The organism is Borborobacter arsenicus (assembly GCF_003934165.1).
Lineage (GTDB): Bacteria > Pseudomonadota > Alphaproteobacteria > Rhizobiales > Rhizobiaceae > Pseudaminobacter > Pseudaminobacter arsenicus.
This window is the reverse complement of record NZ_RKST01000015.1, coordinates 19,193-42,102: the sequence shown is the minus strand read 5'-3', so window position 1 is coordinate 42,102 and position 22,910 is coordinate 19,193. Positions and strand designations below refer to the sequence as shown.

Below are 22,910 nucleotides of genomic sequence, written 5' to 3'. Positions count from 1 at the left end.
TGGGCTTCTAACCCTCGTTGTCCGAAGGATTCAAACCGTCCTTCGGACAACAGTCACGCTCGTGCGAGCGCGGCAATCGTCTCGGCTGTCAGCGAGCCATTGTGCAGCGACGTCGAGACGAGCGCGGCGGCAATGCCAAGTGCCGCCAATTCCCGTATATCGGCTTCATCGCGTATTCCGCCAGCGGCAACCAACATGCGGCCCCCCGCTTTTGCCTTGATCTCGGCAAGCGTCGAGAAGTCAGGCCCGGAGGCCGCCCCCACCCTGGCGAGAGTCATGACGATCACCGTTTCGGGCCACAAATCCGGCTCTTCGAGCAGTGAGCGTGCCCCACGAAAGCCGTCCTGGAAAAAGTCGAGGGATAGGATGAGGCGGGGATGCCCCTTGAAGCGACAAAGAATGGCAGTATCACGCTGCGATTCGGAGCCGAGCACCGCATGGAAGGACGGCCTGGCAAGCATTGCGGCCAATTGGCTCTCATCGGAGAAACCGGCGTCAAGCCACAACTCGGGCGCCTCGGGCATTGCCGCAAGCAAGGCGACAGCCTCGTCATTCGGCGAACGCCCTTCGATGGCATCGATATCGGCGATATAGAAGGTGGAGAACGGATGAAGGACGCGCAAGCCTCGGGCGACGGCAACAGGATCGGCGCTGCCGCTGAGCGGTGTTTCGATCGGCCTGTAGCTGTCGCGCCTGCCCTGTTGCGCACGCACGACCTGTCCAGCCTTCAAGTCCAGAACCGGGATGATCCTCATATCCTACCTTTAGAGCTCTTCATGACCACTTCAAACGAATCCCATGCAAAAACAAAATGATAGAGACTGATTGGTGACACAAGAAAACATCATCGTCGGCTGCGACATAGGCGGCGCCCATCTCAAGGTCGCGCGCGCCGAAAACGGGCGGATCGTCAAGGCGATGACCGTGGCGACGCCAATCTGGCTCGGGCTCGACCGGCTGACCGCAGTCATTCCCGAGGTGATGCCGCTATTTGCCGGCAGCGGTCTCAACGCCTTCACCATGACCGGCGAGCTTTCCGATATCTTCCCCTCGCGCGAGGCCGGCATTGCGGAGTTGCTGAAGGTGATCGGGACGCATTTTCCCGGACGCTCCATGATCTACGCCGGAAGGTCGGGCTTCGTAACCGCGGATCAGGCGATCCAGCATGCGGCCGATGTCGCTTCCGCCAACTGGCATGCAACCGCCGCGCTGGTCGCCGAATTGGTAGGCGAGGCCTTGTTCATCGACATGGGCTCGACCACCACCGACATTCTGGCGACCCGCAAAGGCGCGGTCGAGCATCACGGCTATACCGATGCCGAACGCCTTGCGACGGGCGAACTCGTCTATACCGGCTTCACCCGCACCCCGCTGATGGGCGTCGCCTCGAATGCCCCGATCCGGGGCCGGCTGACGCCGCTGATGAACGAATATTTTGCCTCCATGGCCGATGTGCAGCGCATCCTTGGCGCGCTTGACGAAAGCGATGACAAACAATCGACAGCGGACGGCCAGGCAAAGACCGTCGATGCCTCGATTACCCGGCTTGCCCGTATGGTTGGGCGTGACAGTGCCAATCTCACCGCAGCCGAGTGGCGGGACCTGGCCAACTGGTTCAGTGAAAGGCAGCTTCGTACCATTCATGATGCCGCGCTGCTGGTCGCAGGCAAACACCAGCCGGGCAGCAGGGCACCCATGGTGGGCGCAGGAATAGGACGGGCCCAGTTAAAATGCCTGGCCGAGCGCATGCGGCGTCCGTTCCTGGATTTCGCCGACATCATCCCAGCCGACGATGCCGTTCGCGCGGAGGCAAGCGGTGCGGCGCCCGCCGCAGCCCTTGCCTTGCTTGCCGGGGCGGCGGATCACCGCCCTCCGGGGGAAAGATAACAGCAAGGGAGTCCGCGTCCCCTCAGGGGAGTATCTCGCTCCCTTTGAGATCGGTATTGGTAAAGTGGGTGGCCACGCGCTCCATGAGCCAGCCCCACGCCTCCCGTTCATCCGGCCCGGCGGTCTTGTCGATTGCGATCTCCAGATAGGCCAGTTCGGCCTCGATCTTCTCGCGCGGCAGCATACCGAGGCGGCTGACGAGGATGGCAAGCTCCAGCACCGCGGATTTGGCGCGGTTGAGCCCGGTGAAAGGCGCATGCATCTCTTCCGCGACTACGCGGCAGAAATGACGCGGGCGGGTGCTGTCATCGTCGACACTGACGACTTCCAGCACGGAATGCGCCAATGCGGCTTCCAACCGGGGAACCTTGGACCCCGCAACCGGCACCGTCGGCCAATCCTTGCGACCGGTCAGGCAGCCGGCGAATATGCGCGCATCGTCAGTGTAGTTCGCGACCGCAAACGGCACCTGCGAGAGATTGTCGAGCGTGGCCGAGGGCCGGAAGGGGGCGATCACCCAGCCGTCACGCTCCTGAATGATCCCGATCGGTGCGATATGCACCTGCCCCTCGGCATTGATCGTGGTGATGATGGATTCACGAATGTAAGGCATCACTTACCTTCCTTCTTTGCCCGAAGGGTATGCCCTGCTTCCGCCAGACGGGTGCGATCGGCCTCCGGTGCCGGTGCCGCGACACCCCAGGCAAGTGGTTCATCCTGCACGTAGCGCTTGCCCAACCGCCAGGCGATCTCCGCCTTCATCAATTCAGCTCCGAGATAGAAGGCGTGAGCGCCATCCTGCTCCACGCCAAGGCCGGGGAACAATTCAAACGCATCGGTCGCCACCGCATGTCCCTTGGCGTTGAAGATATGAATGCCGTCCGTTGAGGTCATGATGCGGAAATTGGCATCGCGCACCGCACCTGCCAGCGCGTCGATATCGTCGGCCGTGGCGGCATAGGGCTTGCGATCGTGAATTTGCAGGAGGCCGGCATGATAGTCGCGCGGCAGTGAGCCGTCCTCACGGGCGGCAAAGAGGATGCGCCTTGCGATGTCGTGCTCTTCGACGGTGCGCACGGTGTGCGGACTGACATGCACCGTCAGCACGTTACGGATTGCAAGCTCCGAGCACAGTCCCGCAAGCAGGGCAGTCACGCCGGATGAATCGGCATCGGTCAGTTCGGTGAGGTTCCCGGTGCCCATCAGAAGCTCGATGTCGGGCCAGCGGCGGCGAGTCTCGATGAACCGGCTGATCGATTCCGCAAAGCCGAAATGGATCGGATCGAGCACCGCATCGGCGATGAAGGTAATTCCGGCCTTCCGTGCGGCCTCGATGGCACGTCCCAGTGAATCGAGATCGCCGGGAATGGACGGGATGAGGATCGGAACAGCTCCGCAGTCAAAAGCCAGCGGCAGCGTTTCCTCGTTCAGGCTCAGCAGATAGTCGGCACCGGCGCGCGCGCCGATACGCAACTCATCGATATTGGCCGAATCGACGCTGACAGCATAGCCTTCGCCCTTCAGCGTCCGGACGGTATCTTCCAGATGCGGAAACGGCGTTTCGGGCAGGCAGCCAATGTCGATGACATCGGCGCCGGCCGCCATCAGCTTCCGTGCCCGATCGACCACGCCCGCCACCGACAGCATCGGCGCATCGACGATCTCGGAGAATATGCACATATCGTGCCGGGAAAGGTCGGGCGGCTCCCCTGCCCTGCCAAGAAAGGCCGGCAAGTCGGCCACCTCGTCAGGCCCGCGCACGAAGCGAACATCGAAATGCGCAGCCAGCCGCTCCAGATCGCCCCGATAGCGCCCCGGAAGAATGACGCGGCTTGCCCCATCCGGCAGCGTCACGCGGCGCTTGACAATTTCTTCCGTCATCAGCGCGGCGACCTTGACGCCGACATTGACGATCGACCACTCGAAGTCCGTCTGGCCGAGGCTGGCCAGCTGCTTTTCCAGCCGCGCCTTGGCCAGATGGCCGGTCAGGAATACGAGATGCTCAGCCATGGCATGCCAGCTCGGCGCGGCGCGCCTTGACGGCGGCGGTGAGATCGGCCAGCGATTCCACAACAGTCGTGTGCTCGAAACTCTTCAGCGTTTCGGTATGTTGCAGGTCGATCTTGCGCGGATAGACCTTGACCATGCCGTCCGGTGCCATCGTCTCCAGTTCCGGCGCGGTATCGCAGGCAAAGACGATGGAGGGCACGCGGCATTTGCCGGCTTGTGCATAGACGTTCGTCGCGATCGTGTCGGAAATGCCGAGCACGCATTTGGCGACCGTGTTCGATGTGGCGGGCGCGATGACCACCGTGTGATAGACACTGTGATAAAAACCGCCGACCGGAACGGAACTTGCCGTCTTGTCTTGCAGGACCCGCATCGTGTCGGGGAAATCCAGCTTCAGCTTGTACATGCGCAACACCTCATTGGCCGCGCGCGTAACGAATATATCGCAATGCTCCAACTCATGGATCAGGCCGAAGCTTTCGGTGAAAAAATGCCCGGAACCGGTCAGAACCCAGGCCCAGCGCGGCGTCTGCAACTTGGCCGCCATGTCAGGCGGCTCCCTTGGTCAGATTTCGGGACTGCGGAATCCTGGTTCCCGGTATCCGGCCGGCAGCAAGGGTCGGCGCGGCGTCCTGCAAGGAACGCGGCCCGGCGATATAAAGGTCTGTCCCACCGCCAAGCATATCAGGCAGCAGAGCATCGACGATGCCCCGTTCGGCCAGATGCTCGACGCTATCGGCACAGGCATCGGTCTGCTTGATCAGAAGCAGGGACCGGGCACCGATCCGGCCCGCAAGCCACGCGCCGAGCGAATCCGACGTCATATCCCAGCTTTCAGGAATGTCGCCGGCCCCACGGCACAATTCATATGGCAGCCAGACGGGAATTTTCCCGGCCGACAGGGCCGACCCCATATCTGCAAGACTGCGCGCCGGCACAAGGCGCGGATGCATCTCGGCCAACGCAAACCCCATCTGTTCCATCGCCAATATGGCCATGAAATGGGCTGCCCGATCCGAAAACCGCATCCTTGCCTGCGCATTGCGGACCTGATCGGCAAAGGGACCGCCGCCCGGCACCACCACCAGCGGCATCGCCGCTTGTGCGATGGCCCCTATCCAGCTCTTCATTTCGACATGATAGGCCGTGCTGCCGCCAAGCTTGACGACAAGAGGCTTCATGAAGCCTGCCCTTTCTGGACGCGCACCGGGATTGCAGCGTCGCCCGCCGCCTTGGCCGGTAAGGCTCGCGACTGCTCCTTCGCCCGCCGGCGCTCGATCTCGACACCGACGCCGCCGGGGCCAAGCTCGAGCTTTTCCACCCGCACGGTGACACGCATCACGCGCGGGTCCTCCAGCACATGCGCCGCCACATGCTCGGCCAGTGCTTCGCTCAACTGCACATGTCCATGCGCGACGATTGTGCGGATCCCGTCCATGATCACGTCGTAGGAAAACACATGGCGCATGTCTTCGGGCGTATTCGTCACCCGCAACACGTCCGCGGTAACGTCGAAGCGGACCTTCTGAGTGTGGCCATGTTCGAAACTATAGGCACCGATCTCGACCGGCAGCACGAAATCGCGCACGAAAATCTTGTCGGTGCCATGGGTGGCATCGGCCGCACCGGGCGAGTAGCCGCGCGCCGCCAGGAGCCGATAGTCCACGCTGGACCGGCCCTCGGCCTGTCGCTCTTCCGGAATGAGGGCACGTATCTGCCGCACCGCCTCGGCATCGATGCCGTCCGTGCGGCCCGTCTCCCCGCAGAGCGCACCGCGAAACCCGAGAAAATCGGGTTTCAACGGCAACAGCCGCGGAACGTCGGGGGCTTCCAACGACCCGCTCAGGCCCGACATCAGCCCCAGTTCCCGGCAGATTTTGGTGAAGTCCGGAATGCCGGCCGGCGGCATATGGTCGAGCAGGCGGCTGCCGTTCTTTACCGCAGTGTCGAGCATCGCACCGTGGAAACCACATTCGGCGAAAACCGGGAGCAGTCCGAAATCCGGCTCCTTGTCGGCAAACAGAACACCGACAAGCTTTACCTGCCGCGCAAGCGGCGAAAGCGCCCTGGCGCAGTCCGCCGCCTTCCCGGACGGAAAGAAGCCGACCTTTACATAGTCGACGCCCGCGGCAGCGACCTCCTCGACCTTCGCTCGAATGAGGTCGGGTTCCATCGGCAGGTCGCCACATACGGCGCTTATCGGCAAGCGGCCGGCGACAGCCGCCACCAATGCGCGGACGTCAGCGGTGGGAAGCGCTCCCAACGCCCCGCTCTTAGGGTCCTTCAGATCGATGATATCGACATTGCACGCGATCGCGATTTCCGCTTCCTCGGTGCCCGTCACACTGGCCAGCATCTTGGTCATTTACTCGTTATCCTCCGGCACGCCGCCAGATATATAGGGAGTGAGGCTCCGCACGAAAGCCGATCGCGCCTCATCGGCAAGATTGGTTACGGAGCCTTACGCAGATAGACGATTTATACGCGGGATCAATTCGGAAATCTCGCAACCATAGCAATAACAACGTCAAAGCAGCCCGCGGCTGCAGTCAACCCCGAGGGGGTTGATAAAAATGTTCCGTTGGTTAAGGTCATGAAGGCACCGGAAACTCCCATCCTCCCGACCAGTCTCGGGCGGGGGGATTTCGTTAGACAACAAAGATCGAGAGCAAGGTGCCAAACACTCTCAAGCTTTTCATCGTTCTTTTTCTCGCAAGCGTCAATGCCATCGGCGCCCTTGCGCAAGAGGCCGCCCCCGCGGCAAATGCGAATGCAACCAAGCCGGTTACCGAAATCAGCGTCGGCTATCTGCGGGCCTATGCGCCGCAACTGGCGCTGTCGGTGCTTGACATTGCCCCGCGCGACGAGGGCGTGGCAGGGGCCGAGGTGGCAATCGGCGACAACAACACCACCGGCACCTTTCTGGGCCAGAAGTTCAGCCTGGACATAACCGAGGTCAAGCCGGACGCGGATGTCGTCGCCGCCTTCGAGGCGATGGCGGCAAAGGGCGAGCGCTATGTGCTGACCGACATCTCCGCCCGGCAACTTTTGTCGATCGCCGACATCGCCCGCGACAAGGGCATATTTCTGTTCAATGTCGGCGCCACCGACGACAGTCTGCGCGAGGAAGAATGCCGCGCCAACGTCTTCCACATCGCGCCCACGCGCAGCATGCTGGCCGATGGGCTGGCGCAATATCTGGTCTGGAAACAATGGCGCAAATGGGTGCTGCTCTACGGCTCGCATGAAGGGGACCACCTGTTTGCCGATGCGCTGCGGCGTGCCGCCACCCGCTTCGGCGGCGAGATTCTGACCGAGAAGGAATTCAAGGACACCGGCACGGCGCGGCGCACCGATTCAGGCGTCGTCCAGATCCAGAAGCAGATGCCGGTGTTCACTCAAGGCCTGCCCGAACATGACGTCGTGCTGGTCGCCGACGAAAGCGAGGTCTTCGGCACTTACGTCCCGTTCCGCACCTGGACACCACGACCGGTGGCCGGCAGTGCGGGGCTGATTCCGTCCGCCTGGCATCCGGCGAGCGAGCAATGGGGCGGCTCGCAAATACAGAACCGCTTCGCCAAGGCGAATGGACGGCGCATGCTGTCAAAGGACATGGCGGCCTGGACGGCGGTGCGCATCATCGGCGATGCCGCCACCCGCACCCAAAGTGCGGAGCCGGAAAAGATTGCCGCCTTCATCAAAGCCGACGATTTTTCGATTGCCGCCTTCAAGGGACAGAAGCTGACATTCCGCAAATGGAACTGGCAGTTGCGCCAGCCGATCTTCCTGGGCGATGCCAAATCGGTGGTGACGACCTCGCCGCAGGAGGGTTTCCTGCACCAGGTTTCCGAACTTGACACACTCGGCATCGACCAGCCGGAGACAAAGTGCGTTTTCCGATAAGCAAACAGCAGCGGGAGGAACCATGACAGGAAAAGGCAGATTTCTGGCCGCAGGCGTGATGGCGGCCTCGATGGCAGGCCTCCTGCCGATGCCGGCCTTCGCCTACAAGGTCTATGTCTCCAATGAAAAGGACAACACCGTCAGCGTTGTGGATTCGACCACCATGGAAGTGGTCAATACGATCCAGGTCGGCCAGCGTCCGCGCGGCATCACCATCTCGCATGACGGCAAGTTCATCTATCTGTGCGCCAGCGACGACGACACCATCGAGATCATCGACACCGCCACCGACCAGATCGTCGGCTCGCTGCCTTCGGGCCCCGATCCGGAACTGTTCGTGCTGTCGCCTGACGGCAAGCGTCTCTATGTCGCCAATGAGGACGACAATCTTGTCACCGTGATCGACCTGGAGACGAAAAAGGTGATCGCCGAAGTGCCCGTCGGCGTCGAGCCGGAAGGCATGGGCGTCAGTCCAGATGGTTCGGTCATGGTGAACACGTCCGAAACCACCAACATGGCGCATTTCATCGACACCGAGACGCATGAGATCTCCGACAATGTGCTGGTCGATTCCCGGCCGCGCTTTGCCGAGTTCACGCCCGACGGCAGCCAGGTGTGGGTCAGTGCCGAAATCGGCGGCACCGTCTCGGTCATCGACAATGCCAGCCGCGAGGTCATCCACAAGATCACCTTCGAGATTCCCGGGCTGCGCTCGGAATCTATCCAGCCGGTGGGCGTGCGCATCACCGCGGATGGCACGAAGGCCTATGTCGCACTCGGGCCGGCCAACCGCGTGGCCGTCGTCGACACCAAGACCTACGAGGTGCTGAAATATATCCTGGTCGGGCAGCGCGTGTGGCAGCTTGCCTTCACGCCTGACCAGAAGACCGTCATCAGCACCAATGGAGTGTCCAACGACATCACCTTCATCGATGTCGCAACCGACGAGCCGGTCCAGTCGGTCACGGTCGGCGCCCTGCCCTGGGGGGTGGTCGTCTCGCCGAATTGACCGTCGAGAACTCAGGCAATCAAAGGGAGAGAGAGCATGAGAAACTATCGGGTTATCGCCTTTGCCACATTGATCGGTGCGGCACTTGCGGCCTCGCATGGCTGGGCCCAGGATACAGATGATGACGATGACGGCCCCAAGGTCACCCGCGCCAGCCAGGACGTGCCCGAACTGATCCTCGGCTCGGCCGAAGACAGCTTCACCGTCAACCAGAAGGATTTCGAGCTGATCGCAGGCCAGGGCTATCGCTGGAAGATCACCTCGGCGGCGGGATTGGAGTATAAGTTCCAGACGGACCTGTTCCGCAATGTCTGGATGAACCAGATCGTCATCAACGATCTCGAGGTTCATATGAACGGCGCGCCGGCATGGCTCGAATTCGATTCGGAAGGCACCATGCAAGTGCAATTCACCACGGTGCGCCCAGGCATCTACACCTGGTCGGTTCCTGACCTTGCCGAAAAGGGCATGAAAGGAACGATCACGATCAAGTAGAAGGGTTGTTGCCGCCGCAACGGCGTGCAGAGAAAGGCTGGACGTGCAGCACGTGAAGACGGGCGAAATGAATGGGCCGGCGGCGCTTGAAGTCGCCGCCGTCAGCTATTCCTATGGCACGAAGCGCGCTCTTTCCGACGTCTCCTTCGCAATTGCGCCGGGAACCTTCACCGTCTTGCTTGGCCTCAATGGCGCGGGCAAGACCACGCTGTTTTCGCTGATCAGCCATCTCTACAACACCCGCCACGGCTCGATCAGCATCTTCGGGCACGACATCGGCCGCGCTTCCGGCGAGGCACTGCGGCGCGTCGGCATCGTCTTCCAGGCACGCACGCTCGATCTCGATCTCAGCGTCTACCAGAACCTTTCCTACCACGCCTCCCTGCACGGCATTGGCGGCCGGGAGGCAAGGCAGCGAATCGAGGCGCTGCTCCAGTCGGTAGACATGAGCGACCGGATCAACGACAAGGCGCGCAGCCTGTCGGGCGGCCAGATGCGGCGCATCGAGATTGCCCGTGCATTGCTCCATCGCCCGACCCTGCTTTTGCTTGATGAGGCGACCGTCGGGCTCGACATCCAGTCGCGAGCCGACATCCTCGCCATGATCCGCAAGCTTGTCGAAACTGACGGGATCGGCGTTTTCTGGGCAACCCATCTGATCGATGAAGTCGATGACGGCGATCATGTGGTGGTGCTGCACAAGGGCAGCCTGCTTGCCAATGGCGGAGTGACCGAGATCGTCAGCGCAACCGGCAGCAGCTCGATCCGCGAGGCCTTCACCAGGCTGGCCGGCCTCGACGCGGCAACTGCCGCAGGAGCGGCATCATGAATACGCAGCCGGCGACAGGGGCGACAACCACACGTCCCGTGAATGCGGCGTCGAAACCCTTCGGTCTGCGCAGCTATCTGGTCTGCCTGAAGGGCATTCTGGTGCGCGAAGGCTTGCGCTTCCTCAACCAGCGCGAACGCTTCATCTCCTCGCTGGTGCGGCCACTGCTATGGCTGTTCATTTTTGCCGCCGGCTTTCGCCAGGTGCTCGGCGTTTCCATCATCCCGCCATACAAAACCTACGTTCTCTACGAGGTCTATATCTCGCCCGGCCTGTGCGGCATGATCCTCTTGTTCAGCGGCATGCAGTCGTCGCTGTCGATGGTCTACGACCGCGAAATGGGCAATATGCGAACCCTACTCGTCAGCCCATTTCCGCGCTGGTATCTGCTGGTGTCGAAGCTGCTCGCGGGCGTCACCGTTTCCATCGCGCAGGTCTACGTCTTCCTCGCGGTCGCCTGGTTCTGGGGCGTGAAGGCGCCGCCGATCGGCTATGTATTCGTGCTGCCGGCCCTGTTCCTTTCAGGCCTGATGCTGTGCGGGCTCGGCATGTTCCTGTCCTCTATGATCAAGCAACTCGAGAATTTCTCCGGCGTGATGAATTTCGTGATCTTCCCGATGTATTTCGCCTCGCCGGCGCTCTACCCGCTCTGGCGCATCCAGGAATCGAGCCCGCTTCTCTACCAGATCTGCCTTGCCAACCCGTTCACCTATGCCGTCGAACTCATCCGCTTTGCCTTTTACGGCCAGGTGGACTGGATTTCCCTGGTCGTGGTTGCGGCTTGCACGGCGGTGTTTCTGGCCGGCGCCATCATTGCCTACGACCCTTCACGCGGTCTGATGAACCGCAAACAGGACACAGGAGGAAATGCCTGATGAGGCAGCAATACCGCATGATCGCCGGATTGGGCGCCATCCTGCTGCTTGCCGGCATCGCTTCACCGGTAAGCGCGGCCTCCGGCAAGGACCCAGATTGGCCGTGCATCCAGCGCAAGGTGCCGCAACTGTCGCTCGGTCAGGTGTGGACCGGCCCTGAGTTGCCCGGGTCCGCAAAGGACTGGTCAAAGGATGCCGACATTGCCGCACTGGTCGAGGAAGTCGCTGCACGGCGCATGCCGCTTGCAGAGGCACAGCAAGAGATCAAGGATTTCGCAGCCACCTTGCCGCCGGAGCAGGCCAGCCCTCGCCTGGCCATGCTGGTTCAGGGCCTGTTCGACCACATGGACGCCGAGCGCTCGCATGTAATGTCGGGCATTGCGCGTTATGCCCACAAGCAGATCCAGTTCGCGGCGGAACTGCGCAAGGAAGCATCAGCCGTGGATGCGCTGCGGGCCAAGGCGGACGCCGATCAGAGCGCACTCGCGCAGCGCGCCGACCGGCTGACCTTCAGCACCCGCCTTTTCGAAGAGCGCGCGCAGTCGCTGAGTTTCGTCTGCGAGGTGCCGACACTGATCGAGCAAAGGCTTTATCAACTGACCAAGACCGTGGCAGGCCTGTTTCCCGAGCAAAAATAGCTAGTGGTTCGTTTCCAACATTTGCATCCCATTTGTATCAGGCGCGAGGGCAAATGTTGGAAACAAAAGAACCACTAGCAAGCTTATGATTCTAGTGGAATTTTCGAATTTGCCATTCGATCTCGCAGCCGACATCGATCGGGTATCGAATGTCAAATTCATTCCACTAGGGTCAGGGCATTCATGATCCGCTGTCGGGATAGAGTTTGCCGAACAGCGGCAGGTACATTGCTCCCTTGCGCATGAGGAAATTGTGGAACGTCGCCATGGCCGGCGAAAGGGCGTGGTCGCTGCGCGTAACCGCAAACCACTGTCGCCGGATCGGCATGCCGGTCACATCGAGAATGACCAGCCGGCCCGCCTCCACCTCCGAGGCGATCGTATGCGCCGATATGAAGGCTATGCCGAGCCCGGCCATGACCGCCTGCTTGATCGTCTCGTTCGAACCCATCTCCACCCCCAGATCGTCGAGGCGGCCCGGCACTTCGCCGAGAAATATCTCAAGCGAGATTCGCGTACCCGATCCCGGCTCGCGGATCAGGAAGTTCTCCTGTGCGATCCGCTCCTTCGAGATATCGCGCATATGCGCCAGCGGATGCTCGGGCGGTGCAATGATCACCAGGGGATGGTCACCGAAAGCCGACGCACGAACCGGAATATCCTTGGCCGGCCTTCCCATCAGCGCAATGTCGACATCGTGATTCTTCAGGCTGGCAATGGTCTCGGCGCGATTGCCGATCGACAGCCGCATCTCGATATCGGGATGCTCTTTCATGAACGCCGCCATCAGGCGCGGCGCGAAATATTTGGCGGTGGAAACCACGCCGAGCTTGAGCGTGCCGGTGCGCACCCCTTTGATCGCGTCGATCTGGTCTTCAAGCAGGCGCAAGCGCTCCTCGATCATCTGCGCGGCATCGACAAACACCAACCCTGCGGCAGTCGGACGCATACCCTCCGCAGTGCGGTCGAAAAGCTCGATGCCGGCCTCTTCCTCGACCTGCCGCAACTGGATCGTGACCGCTGGAGGCGAAAGGCCCAACATTCTGGCGGCGTTGACTATTTTTCCGTTCGTCGCGATCGCTTGGATGGCACGAAGCTGCCGTAGGGTAAGATTGCGCATACAAGACAGTAAATATTTTTTAGCACGAAAGTAAAGTTATTAAAATTTACTTATCCTGGAGGCTTTGGTTTCATCCGTTCCAGGCCCAGTCGACCCATGAGGAGGTGGAGATGGGCTTGGGAGACGACAATGAGCACTGCTACGCTTGACGCTTTGCTGAATTCCTACGCCCGAACAGGCGATCCGGTCCGCGAAGCCGTGGCCGCGACGGTCCATCAACTCGCTTTGGCTGCCGTGAAGGTCCGCAACGTCATCAACCAGGGCGCTCTCGGCAAGGCATTTGCCGGAACGCGGGGCGCGAACACCGACGGCGACATCCAGAAGGATCTCGATGTCTATGCCGACGACATTTTTCTCGACGCCGTGCGCCAGGCGCCGGTTGCGCTCTATGCGTCCGAGGAATTGGAACAGCCGGTTCTTCTGAACGCGGACGCCCCCATCGCCATCGCGATCGACCCGCTGGATGGCTCCTCCAACATCGACACCAACGTGTCGATCGGAACGATTTTCTCCCTCCTCCCTGCAACTGGCGCGCCGGACAAAAACCCGGCCGCCGCTTTTTTTCAGCCGGGAGTGAACCAATTGGCGGCCGGCTTCTTCATCTACGGACCGCAACTGGCCCTGGTCCTGTCGCTTGGCAGCGGCACGCATGTCTTTGTCCAGTCCGCACGGCTCGGCACCTTCATCCAGGCCTATGAGAGCCGGATCATCCCCGACCGCGCGCATGAATTCGCCATCAACGCCGCCAATTATCGCCACTGGGACGAAGCCGTCCGGCTTTATGTGGATGACTGCATGAAGGGCAGCGAGGGCCCACGCGAACGCGACTTCAACATGCGCTGGATCGCCTCGCTGGTCGCCGATTGCTACCGCATCCTGGTGCGCGGCGGCGTCTTCCTCTATCCCGGCGACAAGCGGCGCGGCTATGCGCAAGGCCGCCTTCGCCTCGTCTATGAGGCCAACCCGATCGCCTATCTGATCGAGCAGGCCGGCGGTTCGGCTACCGACACGATCGGCCGCATCCTCGAAATCGAGCCGCAAAGCCTGCACCAGCGCACGCCGCTCGTCTTCGGCTCATCGCGGGAGGTCGCCCGCATCGCGCGCTATCACACCGAACCGAGCGGCATCGGCGAACGCTCGCCGCTCTTTGGCAATCGCGGCCTTTTCCGCGCCTGATCGGGAACCAGCATCCATGTCCGCCAAGCATCCGATCATATCGATCACCGGCTCCTCGGGAGCAGGCACCACATCCGTCAAGCGTATCTTCGAACAGATATTCCGGCGTGAGAACATCGACGCCGCCTTCATCGAGGGCGATGCATTCCATCGCTATGACCGCACCGCGATGAAGGAGAAGGTCGCCGAGGAGGAAAGGAAGGGCAATCCGAACTTCACGCATTTCAATGCCGAAGCCAATGAGTTGGAAATCCTGCAATCGGTATTCGAGGAATATAGCCGCCGGGGCTCGGGCAGAACCCGCACCTATGTTCATGACGAGGAAGAAGCAAAACTCTACGGCCAGCAGCCGGGCACTTTCACCGAATGGCGTGAGTTCGAGCCGAGCAAGCTGCTTTTCTACGAAGGCCTGCATGGCTGCGCCAGGACCGACACGGTCGACCTCGCCCGCTTCGGCGACCTCAAGATCGGCGTGGTGCCGGTCATCAATCTGGAATGGATTCAGAAGATCCATCGCGACCGGGCAACGCGCGGCTATTCCACCGAAGCGGTGATGGACGCGATCCTGCGGCGTATGCCGGATTATGTCCGCTATATCACGCCACAATTTGCGCTGACCGACATCAACTTCCAGCGCGTGCCGATCGTCGATACGTCCAATCCCTTCATCGCCCGCTGGATACCGACACCGGACGAATCGATGCTGGTCATTCGTTTCGCCAGGCCGCGCGGCATCGACTTCCCCTATCTGCTGTCGATGATCCACGACAGCTTCATGTCGCGCGCGAACTCGATCGTGGTGCCGGGCAACAAGCTCGACCTTGCGATGCAACTGATCCTGACCCCGCTGATCCTGCAATTGATCGAGCGCCAGAACCGCGCATCGTGAGGAGATCATCATGAACAGCCAGACTGCCATCAGGGCCGTGCCCGAAGTAGCCGCGTCCGAAAAGGACATGGCCAATGCCATCCGCGCTTTGGCAATGGATGCGGTGCAGAAGGCCAATTCCGGCCATCCCGGCATGCCGATGGGCATGGCCGATGTCGCAACCGTGCTGTTCAGCCGCTTCATCAATATCGATCCGGGCAAATCCGACTGGCCCGACCGCGACCGCTTCGTGCTGTCGGCGGGCCACGGCTCCATGCTGCAATATGCGCTGCACTATCTGCTCGGCTATGCCGACATGCCGATAGATCAGCTCAAGGCCTTCCGGCAATTGGGCAGCCGCACGGCAGGCCACCCCGAACATGGCCATGCACTTGGCATCGAAACCACGACCGGGCCGCTGGGCCAGGGCATTTCCACCGCCGTCGGCATGGCGCTGGCCGAGCGGATGCTGGCCGCCCGCCACGGCGCCGACATCGTCGATCACTACACTTACGTGATTGCCGGCGACGGCTGCCTGCAGGAAGGCATCAGCCACGAGGCGATCGACCTTGCCGGCCACTTGAAGCTGAACAGACTCATCGTTTTCTGGGACGACAATTCGATCTCGATCGACGGCCCAACCTCGCTGTCGACCTCGATGGACCAGCTCGCCCGGTTCAAGGCAGCCGGATGGAACGTGCAAAAAGTCGATGGCCACGACATGGAAGCCGTCGCAGCCGCAATCGAGACGGCGCGCCAGTCCGACCGTCCGTCGCTGATCGCCTGCCGCACGCTGATCGGCAAGGGCGCACCCAATCTCCAGGGATCCGAAAAGACGCATGGCGCACCGCTGGGGGACGCCGAAATCGCGGCGACCCGTGACAATATCGGCTGGCCGCATGCATCCTTCGAAATTCCGGATGCCGTGCTTTCGGCATGGCGCGAGGTGGCCGTTCGTGGGCAGGCAGCACGCCAGGCCTGGGAACGGCGGCTGGCGAGTTCGCCGCAACGCCTCGCGTTCGAACAGGCGATCGGCGCAGAGCTTCCCGGCACCGTATTCGACGCGCTGGCGGCCTTTCGCAAGACCCATGTCGAGCAGGCAACCAAGGTGGCGACCCGCAAAGCCTCGGAAATGGCGCTCGGCGTCATCAATGATGCGACCGACCTCACCGTTGGCGGTTCGGCCGACCTGACCGGTTCGAACCTGACCATCACCAAGGGAATGGGAACGGTGGCGCCCGGCGACTATGCCGGCCGCTACATCCACTACGGCATTCGCGAGCACGGCATGGCGGCTGCCATGAACGGCATTGCGCTCCATGGCGGTTTCATTCCCTATGGCGGCACGTTCCTGTGTTTTGCCGATTATGCGCGGGGCGCCATGCGGCTGTCAGCGCTGATGGGTCAGCGCGTCATCTATGTCATGACGCATGACTCGATCGGACTCGGCGAGGATGGCCCGACCCATCAGCCGATCGAACATCTGGCGATGCTGAGGGCGACGCCAAATCTCAATGTGTTCCGCCCCGCCGATATCGTCGAAACGGCCGAATGCTGGGAACTGGCGCTGAAGAGCGCCGACCGCCCAAGCGTACTGGTGCTGTCGCGCCAAAACCTGCCGATGCTGAGCCAAGCCCATGAAGACGCGCTGCCTTCGGGCTGCGGCGCCTATGTGCTGCGCGAGCCGGAAGGCCCAAGGCAGGTGACGCTGATCGCCACCGGCTCCGAGGTCGAGATCGCGGTCGCCGCGGCCGAGCGGCTGCACGCCGAGCATGGCATTGCCGCCGCAGTCGTTTCGATGCCGTGCTGGGAATTGTTCGAGGAGCAGAGCCCGGCCTATCGCAAGGAAGTGCTGGGCACCGCCCCACGCATCGCCGTCGAAGCCGCTGCACGCCACGGCTGGGATCGCTGGATCGGCGACAATGGCACGTTCATCGGCATGACCGGCTTTGGCGCGAGCGCCCCTGCCCCGGACCTTTACCGGCATTTCAACATCACGCCCGAAGCGGTTGTCGAAGCCGCACGCAAGCTCATCTGAAGGGAGGAACCATGGCAGTCCGAGTTGCAATCAACGGGTTCGGCCGCATTGGCCGCAACATCCTGCGCGCCATTCTGGAATCGGGCCGTACCGACATCGTCGTCGTGGCGGTGAACGACCTCGGTCCGATCGAGACCAATGCGCATCTCTTACGCTATGACAGCGTGCATGGCCGCTTCCCCGGAAAAGTGACGGTAAAGGGCAATACGCTCGAAATCGACGATCTGCCGCCGATCCGCGTGACCGCGCTGCGCAACCCGACCGAACTGCCGCATGCCGAACTCAATGTCGATATCGCGCTCGAATGCACCGGCATCTTTACCTCGAAGGAAAAGGCCCTGGCGCATGTGGCGGCCGGCGCCAAGCGGGTTCTGGTGTCGGCTCCGGCCGATGGCGCGGATCTGACAGTCGTCTACGGCGTCAATGAAGACAAGATCAGCAAGGACCACATCGTCGTTTCCAACGCCTCCTGCACCACCAACTGTCTCGGCCCCGTCGCCAAGGTGCTGAACGACGCCATCGGCATCGAGCGCGGTTTCATGACGACGATCCATTCCTACACCGGCGACCAGCCAACGCTGGATACGATGCACAAGGATCACTACCGCGCCCGTGCCGCAGCCCTTTCGCAGATTCCTACCTCGACGGGTGCTGCCAAGGCCGTCGGCCTGGTGCTGCCCGAACTGAAGGGCAAGCTCGACGGTGTGGCGATCCGCGTGCCGACGCCCAATGTCTCGGTGGTGGATTTCAAATTCGTGCCTTCGCGCCCGACCACCGTCGAAGAGGTCAACGAGGCGATGAAAGCCGCCGCCAAGGGGCGCTTGAAGAACATCCTTTCCATCGTCGACGAGCCGCTGGTTTCCACGGACTTCAACCACAATCCGGCGTCGTCCTCCTTTGCGCTCGACCAGACCAAGGTCATCGAGGGAAGCCTCGTGCGGGTGATGTCCTGGTACGACAATGAATGGGGCTTTTCCAACCGCATGGCCGACACGGCTGCCGCGATCGGCCGCACGCTCACCGGCAATGCCGCGTCCGCCAAGATCAAAGAGGAGGTCTGACCATGGCTCGCATCACCCTTCGCCAATTGCTCGACCATGCCGCCGAGAACAGCTACGGCGTGCCGGCCTTCAACATCAACAATATGGAACAGGGCCTGGCGATCATGGAGGCGGCCGCCGCCTGCGACGCGCCGGTCATCCTCCAGGCTTCACGCGGCGCGCGCTCCTATGCCGGCGACATCATGCTGTCGAAGATGATGGACGCGCTTGCCGAGATGTATCCGCAAATCCCGCTTTGCGTGCATCAGGACCACGGCAATGACGAGGCCACCTGCCTGTCCGCGATCCGCCACGGCTTTACGTCGGTGATGATGGACGGTTCGCTGGAGGCTGACGCCAAGACACCCGCCGACTATGACTACAATGTCGCCATCACGGCGCGGGTGGCCAAGATGGCCCATGCCGTCGGCGCTTCGGTCGAAGGCGAACTCGGCGTGCTCGGCTCTCTGGAGACGGGCCAGGGCGAGGCCGAGGACGGTCATGGCGCGGAAGGCACGCTCAGTCACGACCAGTTGCTGACCGATCCCGACCAGGCTGTCGATTTCGTGGCCGCAACCCAGGTCGATGCACTGGCGATCGCCTGCGGCACCTCGCATGGCGCCTACAAATTCACGCGCAAGCCGGACGGCGACATCCTGGCCATGCATGTGATCGAAGCGATCCACGCCAAGCTGCCGGGCACGCATCTGGTCATGCATGGCTCCTCATCGGTGCCGCAGGAACTGCAGGACGTGATCAACAAATATGGCGGCCAGATGCCCCAGACCTATGGCGTGCCGGTAGAAGAGATCGAGCGCGGCATCCGCCACGGCGTGCGCAAGGTCAATATCGATACCGATTGCCGCATGGCGATCACCGGCCAGTTCCGCAAGATCGCGGCCGAGAACCCGACCGAATTTGACCCGCGCAAATTCCTGAAACCATCAATGGACGCAATGCGCGTGCTGTGCCGCGACCGCTTCGAGCGCTTCGGCACGGCCGGCAATGCTTCGAAAATCAGGGTGATCTCGATGGACGACATGGCCAAGCGCTATGCCGCTGGCAAGCTCGCTCCCCAGATCGCAACCGCCAGGGCCGCCTGACGAACGGACGACCCCGAAAACCGAAAGGAAAAACTGCCATGGCTAACAAGTCTCAGACCGTGACCGGCGCCGATCGCTACAAGTCAGGCGTCATGGAATACAAGAAGATGGGCTATTGGGAGCCCGACTACGAACCGAAGGATACCGACGTCATCGCGGTGTTCCGCATCACCCCGCAGGATGGCGTCGATCCGATCGAGGCGGCAGCCGCTGTCGCAGGCGAATCCTCGACAGCAACCTGGACCGTGGTCTGGACCGATCGGCTGACGGCGAAGGAAAAGTATCGGGCCAAGGCCTATCGCGTCGATCCGGTGCCCAATGGGCCGGGCCAGTTCTTCGCTTATATCGCCTACGACCTCGACCTGTTCGAGCCCGGTTCGATCGCCAACCTGACGGCCTCGATCATCGGCAACGTGTTCGGCTTCAAGCCGCTGAAGGCGCTTCGCCTTGAGGACATGCGGCTGCCCGTCGCCTATGTGAAGACCTTCCAGGGCCCCGCTACCGGCATCGTGGTCGAGCGCGAGCGCCTTGACAAGTTCGGCCGTCCGCTGCTCGGCGCCACCGTCAAGCCCAAGCTCGGCCTTTCCGGGCGCAATTACGGCCGCGTCGTCTATGAAGCACTGAAGGGTGGTCTCGACTTCACCAAGGACGACGAGAACATCAACTCGCAGCCCTTCATGCATTGGCGCGAACGCTTCCTCTACTGCATGGAGGCGGTCAACAAGGCGCAGGCAGAAACCGGCGAGATCAAGGGCACCTATCTCAACGTTACCGCCGCCACCATGGAAGACATGTATGAGCGCGCCGAGTTCGCCAGGGACCTCGGCTCCAACATCGTCATGATCGACCTGGTCATCGGCTATACGGCGATCCAGTCCATGGCCAAATGGGCGCGCAAGAACGACATGATCCTGCATCTGCATCGCGCCGGCCACTCGACCTATACGCGCCAGAAGAGCCACGGCGTCTCCTTCCGCGTCATCGCCAAGTGGATGCGGCTTGCCGGTGTCGACCACATCCATGCCGGCACGGTGGTGGGCAAGCTGGAAGGCGATCCGGCCACGACCAAGGGCTATTACGACATCTGCCGCGAAGACTATAATCCGATGCAGCTGGAGAACGGCATCTTCTTCGACCAGAATTGGGCTTCGCTCAACAAGATGATGCCCGTTGCCTCGGGCGGCATTCACGCCGGCCAGATGCACCAGCTTCTCCACCTGCTCGGCGAAGACACCGTGTTGCAATTCGGCGGCGGCACGATCGGCCACCCGATGGGGATCGCCGCCGGCGCCACGGCCAACCGCGTTGCGCTCGAAGCAATGGTTCTGGCCCGCAATGAAGGCCGCGACTACCTGCATGAGGGGCCGGAAATCCTCGAACAGGCTGCCAGGTCCTGCCTGCCGCTGAAGCAGGCGCTCGAAGTCTGGAAGGACGTCACCTTCAACTACGCCTCCACCGACTCGCCGGACTTCGTGCCGGTGGCGACGGCGGCGGAGTAAGACCACCTTACCCTCCCCCTTGTGGGGAGGGTCGACCGCGCAGCGGTCGGGGTGGGGGTCACCATGTGAGTCGAATTACCCCCACCCCGTCTCCTGAATTTCGCTGCGCTCAATTCATTCGCCGACCCTCCCCACAAGGGGGAGGGTAAATCGGCGCCACCGATAGGAGCCAATTCCAATGCGCATCACCCAAGGAGCCTTTTCCTTCCTGCCGGACCTGACCGACGACCAGATCCGCAAGCAGGTCCAGTACTGCATCGACAATGACTGGGCCGTCAGCCTGGAATTCACCGACGACCCGCATCCGCGCAACACCTATTGGGACATGTGGGGCCACCCGATGTTCGACAATCCGGACGCGGCCGCGCTGATGCTGGAACTCAAGGAATGCCGGAAAGCCTATGGCGACCGCTACATCCGCGTCGTCGCCTTCGATGCCAGCCATGGCTGGGAATCGGTCAAGCTGACCTTCATCGTCAACCGGCCGGCCGACGAGCCGGGCTACAGGCTGGAGCGGCAGGAAACCACCGGGCGCAATATCCGTTATACGACCAAGCCCTATGCCGCCGACCGCCCGGCAGGTAACCGATACGGATGAGGTAACCCCCCTCTCCGCCTCGCTTCGCTCGGCACCTCTCCCCCACTTCGTGAGGGGAGAGGTGTCGAGGCAAGGCCGAGACGGAGAGGGGGATAGAAATTGAACTGAACCAACAGATCGAGAATTCCCATGTCCGCAACCGCAACAGCCGAATCCGATACTCCTATTGCCGAAATCCCCACGGCGATCGATCTGCGCGAGGAATTCGAAAGCTCGGGCGTAAAAGACGTCCTGGCGGAACTCGATCGTGATCTGGTCGGGCTGGCGCCGGTCAAGAAGCGCATTCGCGAGACGGCCGCCCTGCTGTTGGTCGAGCGTGCCCGCAAGCGCATGGGCCTCGCCCACGAAACGCCGACTTTGCATATGAGCTTCACCGGCAATCCAGGTACCGGCAAGACCACGGTTGCCATGCGCATGGCCGACCTGCTGCACCGGCTTGGCTATATCCGCAAGGGCCATCTCGTATCGGTTACACGCGACGATCTCGTCGGCCAATATATCGGCCATACCGCACCGAAGACCAAGGAGATCCTGAAGCGCGCCATGGGCGGCGTCCTGTTCATCGACGAAGCCTACTACCTCTACCGGCCGGAAAATGAACGCGACTACGGCCAGGAGGCGATCGAGATCCTGCTTCAGGTCATGGAGAACCAGCGCGACGACCTCGTCGTCATCCTCGCCGGCTATACGCAGCGCATGGACCGCTTCTTCGAAAGCAATCCGGGCTTCCGCTCACGCATCGCCCATCATATCGACTTCCCCGATTATGCGGACGACGAATTGCTGCAGATCGCGACCAAGATGCTCGAGCACCAGAACTACAAGCTCGATGCGAAGGCGGTGGCTGCCCTTACCGATTACATCGCCAAGCGGCGCGCCCAGCCGCATTTCGCCAATGCGCGCTCGATCCGCAATGCGCTTGACCGCGCCAGGCTGCGTCAGGCCAATCGGCTGTTCGAGACCTCAAAAGGGCCTTTGAACGCCGATGCCCTATCGACAATCTCGGCTGCGGACATTACGGCAAGCCGGGTATTTTCGATGCCCTCCAGGGCGGGCTAAAACAATTCGGCAAAACTGCGCAGCGGTTGCGATCCAAGGAGCCGTCACGATGACGAACAAGACCATCATTGCCCCATCGGTGCTTTCCGCCGATTTCTCGCGGCTGGGCGACGAAGTCGAATCCGTGGTGCGCGCCGGCGCCGACTGGATCCATCTCGACGTCATGGACGGCCATTTCGTGCCCAATATCACCTTCGGCCCCCCGGTCATCAAGGCGATCCGCGACCGCACCGACAAGATCTTCGACTGCCATCTGATGATCGCGCCCGCCGATCCTTATCTGGCAGCCTTTGCCGATGCCGGGTGCGACATCATCACCGTTCATGCCGAGGCCGGCCCGCATCTCGACCGGTCGCTGCAGGCGATCCGGAACCTCGGCAAGAAGGCCGGCGTCTCGCTCAATCCCTCGACGCCTGAAAGCGTAATCGAATATGTGCTCGACCGGCTCGACCTGGTGCTTTTGATGACTGTCAATCCGGGCTTCGGCGGCCAGGCCTTCATTCCGGCGGTCGTGGAAAAGGTAAAGCGCGTGAAGGCGCTGATTGGCAACCGGCCGATCGACATCGAGATCGATGGCGGCGTGACGCCTGAGACGGCCCCGCTGGTCACCGCTGCCGGCGCGAATGTCCTGGTTGCGGGTTCTGCCGTGTTCAAGGGCGGCGCCGAGGCGGCCTATCGCGCCAATATCACCGCCATTCGCCAGGCTGCTGACGGAGCGGTCTCCAAAGCCGCCTGACCGGCACGTTTCAACCCGGAAATCGTA

23 protein-coding genes are annotated in these 22,910 nt (G+C 61.8%); 16 read left to right on the top strand and 7 right to left on the bottom strand.

The window, feature by feature from the left end:
* Positions 1–53: 53 nt before the first annotated feature.
* Positions 54–755, bottom strand: coding sequence for a HisA/HisF-related TIM barrel protein (locus tag EET67_RS16970; RefSeq protein WP_128627389.1), 702 nt, complete (start codon positions 753–755; stop codon positions 54–56).
* Between the two features lie 73 nt (positions 756–828).
* Between EET67_RS16970 and EET67_RS16965 the strand changes: the two genes are divergently transcribed.
* Positions 829–1,887 (top strand): hydantoinase/oxoprolinase family protein, encoded by a 1,059-nt coding sequence (locus EET67_RS16965; RefSeq protein WP_245450977.1) that lies wholly within the window; start codon positions 829–831, stop codon positions 1,885–1,887.
* A gap of 22 nt (positions 1,888–1,909) precedes the next feature.
* On the opposite strand, the gene EET67_RS16960 is transcribed toward EET67_RS16965, so the two are convergent.
* From EET67_RS16960 to EET67_RS16940, 5 genes are read right to left on the bottom strand one after another with little or no spacing between them, the layout of a single operon-like run.
* On the bottom strand, positions 1,910–2,500 hold the full coding sequence (locus EET67_RS16960) for a DUF447 domain-containing protein (protein ID WP_128627387.1): 591 nt from the start codon (positions 2,498–2,500) through the stop codon (positions 1,910–1,912).
* Complete coding sequence (locus EET67_RS16955; RefSeq protein ID WP_128627386.1) at positions 2,500–3,897, bottom strand: DUF6513 domain-containing protein; 1,398 nt, start codon at positions 3,895–3,897, stop codon at positions 2,500–2,502. Before EET67_RS16955 ends, EET67_RS16960 begins: the two co-directional genes overlap by 1 nt.
* Positions 3,890–4,444, bottom strand: coding sequence for a flavoprotein (locus EET67_RS16950; RefSeq protein ID WP_128627385.1), 555 nt, complete (start codon positions 4,442–4,444; stop codon positions 3,890–3,892). Before EET67_RS16950 ends, EET67_RS16955 begins: the two co-directional genes overlap by 8 nt.
* Before the next feature lies 1 nt (position 4,445).
* On the bottom strand, positions 4,446–5,078 hold the full coding sequence (locus EET67_RS16945) for an amino acid kinase family protein (RefSeq protein ID WP_128627384.1): 633 nt from the start codon (positions 5,076–5,078) through the stop codon (positions 4,446–4,448).
* Positions 5,075–6,262, bottom strand: a complete 1,188-nt coding sequence (locus EET67_RS16940; protein ID WP_128627383.1) for a (5-formylfuran-3-yl)methyl phosphate synthase — start codon at positions 6,260–6,262, stop codon at positions 5,075–5,077. Before EET67_RS16940 ends, EET67_RS16945 begins: the two co-directional genes overlap by 4 nt.
* Before the next feature lie 332 nt (positions 6,263–6,594).
* Between EET67_RS16940 and EET67_RS16935 the strand changes: the two genes are divergently transcribed.
* The 6 genes from EET67_RS16935 to EET67_RS16910 are packed head-to-tail and all read left to right on the top strand — an operon-like array spanning position 6,595 to position 11,646.
* Positions 6,595–7,800 carry an ABC transporter substrate-binding protein gene (locus tag EET67_RS16935; RefSeq protein WP_425359531.1) on the top strand — a complete coding sequence of 402 codons (1,206 nt, stop codon included), beginning with the start codon at positions 6,595–6,597 and terminating at the stop codon, positions 7,798–7,800.
* 58 nt (positions 7,801–7,858) lie between these two features.
* Positions 7,859–8,809: a YVTN family beta-propeller repeat protein gene (locus EET67_RS16930; RefSeq protein ID WP_128627505.1), complete on the top strand. Its 951-nt coding sequence runs from the start codon at positions 7,859–7,861 to the stop codon at positions 8,807–8,809.
* Positions 8,810–8,845: 36 nt separating this feature from the next.
* Positions 8,846–9,304, top strand: coding sequence for a cupredoxin domain-containing protein (locus tag EET67_RS16925; protein ID WP_128627381.1), 459 nt, complete (start codon positions 8,846–8,848; stop codon positions 9,302–9,304).
* Positions 9,305–9,347: 43 nt separating this feature from the next.
* Positions 9,348–10,133: an ABC transporter ATP-binding protein gene (locus EET67_RS16920; protein ID WP_128627380.1), complete on the top strand. Its 786-nt coding sequence runs from the start codon at positions 9,348–9,350 to the stop codon at positions 10,131–10,133.
* Positions 10,130–11,008, top strand: a complete 879-nt coding sequence (locus tag EET67_RS16915; RefSeq protein WP_128627379.1) for an ABC transporter permease — start codon at positions 10,130–10,132, stop codon at positions 11,006–11,008. Before EET67_RS16920 ends, EET67_RS16915 begins: the two co-directional genes overlap by 4 nt.
* Entirely contained in the window at positions 11,008–11,646 is a 639-nt protein-coding gene (locus EET67_RS16910) for a hypothetical protein (protein ID WP_245450975.1), read from the top strand. The genes EET67_RS16915 and EET67_RS16910 overlap by 1 nt, the downstream gene beginning before the upstream one ends.
* Before the next feature lie 181 nt (positions 11,647–11,827).
* Here the strand turns inward: EET67_RS16910 and EET67_RS16905 are convergent, their stop codons facing one another.
* A complete protein-coding gene (locus EET67_RS16905) occupies positions 11,828–12,766 on the bottom strand; it encodes a LysR family transcriptional regulator (RefSeq protein ID WP_128627378.1) in 939 nt (312 codons plus the stop codon).
* Positions 12,767–12,895: 129 nt separating this feature from the next.
* On the opposite strand from EET67_RS16905, the gene EET67_RS16900 reads away from it, so the two are divergent.
* From EET67_RS16900 to rpe, 9 genes are all read left to right on the top strand, one after another.
* On the top strand, positions 12,896–13,942 hold the full coding sequence (locus EET67_RS16900; RefSeq protein ID WP_128627377.1) for a class 1 fructose-bisphosphatase: 1,047 nt from the start codon (positions 12,896–12,898) through the stop codon (positions 13,940–13,942).
* A gap of 16 nt (positions 13,943–13,958) precedes the next feature.
* Positions 13,959–14,831, top strand: a complete 873-nt coding sequence (locus EET67_RS16895; protein WP_128627376.1) for a phosphoribulokinase — start codon at positions 13,959–13,961, stop codon at positions 14,829–14,831.
* Positions 14,832–14,841: 10 nt separating this feature from the next.
* Entirely contained in the window at positions 14,842–16,848 is a 2,007-nt protein-coding gene (tkt, locus tag EET67_RS16890; protein WP_128627375.1) for a transketolase, read from the top strand.
* 11 nt (positions 16,849–16,859) lie between these two features.
* Positions 16,860–17,909: a type I glyceraldehyde-3-phosphate dehydrogenase gene (gene gap, locus EET67_RS16885; RefSeq protein ID WP_128627374.1), complete on the top strand. Its 1,050-nt coding sequence runs from the start codon at positions 16,860–16,862 to the stop codon at positions 17,907–17,909.
* Between the two features lie 2 nt (positions 17,910–17,911).
* Positions 17,912–18,991: a class II fructose-bisphosphate aldolase gene (fba, locus tag EET67_RS16880; protein WP_128627373.1), complete on the top strand. Its 1,080-nt coding sequence runs from the start codon at positions 17,912–17,914 to the stop codon at positions 18,989–18,991.
* A 38-nt stretch (positions 18,992–19,029) separates the two neighbouring features.
* Complete coding sequence (locus EET67_RS16875) at positions 19,030–20,490, top strand: form I ribulose bisphosphate carboxylase large subunit (protein ID WP_128627372.1); 1,461 nt, start codon at positions 19,030–19,032, stop codon at positions 20,488–20,490.
* 178 nt (positions 20,491–20,668) lie between these two features.
* The gene (locus tag EET67_RS16870) at positions 20,669–21,088 is read left to right on the top strand and encodes a ribulose bisphosphate carboxylase small subunit (RefSeq protein WP_128627371.1); all 420 of its coding nucleotides are present in this window, start codon (positions 20,669–20,671) and stop codon (positions 21,086–21,088) included.
* Positions 21,089–21,217: 129 nt separating this feature from the next.
* Positions 21,218–22,147, top strand: a complete 930-nt coding sequence (gene cbbX, locus EET67_RS16865; RefSeq protein ID WP_128627370.1) for a CbbX protein — start codon at positions 21,218–21,220, stop codon at positions 22,145–22,147.
* A 49-nt stretch (positions 22,148–22,196) separates the two neighbouring features.
* Entirely contained in the window at positions 22,197–22,883 is a 687-nt protein-coding gene (gene rpe, locus EET67_RS16860; RefSeq protein WP_128627369.1) for a ribulose-phosphate 3-epimerase, read from the top strand.
* The last annotated feature ends 27 nt before the right edge of the window (positions 22,884–22,910 follow it).

Coding starts and splice junctions, on each gene's coding strand:
- EET67_RS16900 (WP_128627377.1), top strand. CDS start 12,896: ATGAGCACTGCTACGCTTGACGCTTTGCTGAATTCCTACGCCCGAACA.
- EET67_RS16940 (WP_128627383.1), bottom strand. CDS start 6,262: ATGACCAAGATGCTGGCCAGTGTGACGGGCACCGAGGAAGCGGAAATC.
- EET67_RS16950 (WP_128627385.1), bottom strand. CDS start 4,444: ATGGCGGCCAAGTTGCAGACGCCGCGCTGGGCCTGGGTTCTGACCGGT.
- EET67_RS16895 (WP_128627376.1), top strand. CDS start 13,959: ATGTCCGCCAAGCATCCGATCATATCGATCACCGGCTCCTCGGGAGCA.
- EET67_RS16870 (WP_128627371.1), top strand. CDS start 20,669: ATGCGCATCACCCAAGGAGCCTTTTCCTTCCTGCCGGACCTGACCGAC.
- rpe (WP_128627369.1), top strand. CDS start 22,197: ATGACGAACAAGACCATCATTGCCCCATCGGTGCTTTCCGCCGATTTC.
- EET67_RS16910 (WP_245450975.1), top strand. CDS start 11,008: ATGAGGCAGCAATACCGCATGATCGCCGGATTGGGCGCCATCCTGCTG.
- cbbX (WP_128627370.1), top strand. CDS start 21,218: ATGTCCGCAACCGCAACAGCCGAATCCGATACTCCTATTGCCGAAATC.
- tkt (WP_128627375.1), top strand. CDS start 14,842: ATGAACAGCCAGACTGCCATCAGGGCCGTGCCCGAAGTAGCCGCGTCC.
- EET67_RS16905 (WP_128627378.1), bottom strand. CDS start 12,766: ATGCGCAATCTTACCCTACGGCAGCTTCGTGCCATCCAAGCGATCGCG.
- EET67_RS16875 (WP_128627372.1), top strand. CDS start 19,030: ATGGCTAACAAGTCTCAGACCGTGACCGGCGCCGATCGCTACAAGTCA.
- EET67_RS16945 (WP_128627384.1), bottom strand. CDS start 5,078: ATGAAGCCTCTTGTCGTCAAGCTTGGCGGCAGCACGGCCTATCATGTC.
- EET67_RS16930 (WP_128627505.1), top strand. CDS start 7,859: ATGGCGGCCTCGATGGCAGGCCTCCTGCCGATGCCGGCCTTCGCCTAC.
- EET67_RS16955 (WP_128627386.1), bottom strand. CDS start 3,897: ATGGCTGAGCATCTCGTATTCCTGACCGGCCATCTGGCCAAGGCGCGG.
- EET67_RS16960 (WP_128627387.1), bottom strand. CDS start 2,500: ATGCCTTACATTCGTGAATCCATCATCACCACGATCAATGCCGAGGGG.
- EET67_RS16915 (WP_128627379.1), top strand. CDS start 10,130: ATGAATACGCAGCCGGCGACAGGGGCGACAACCACACGTCCCGTGAAT.
- EET67_RS16925 (WP_128627381.1), top strand. CDS start 8,846: ATGAGAAACTATCGGGTTATCGCCTTTGCCACATTGATCGGTGCGGCA.
- EET67_RS16970 (WP_128627389.1), bottom strand. CDS start 755: ATGAGGATCATCCCGGTTCTGGACTTGAAGGCTGGACAGGTCGTGCGT.
- gap (WP_128627374.1), top strand. CDS start 16,860: ATGGCAGTCCGAGTTGCAATCAACGGGTTCGGCCGCATTGGCCGCAAC.
- fba (WP_128627373.1), top strand. CDS start 17,912: ATGGCTCGCATCACCCTTCGCCAATTGCTCGACCATGCCGCCGAGAAC.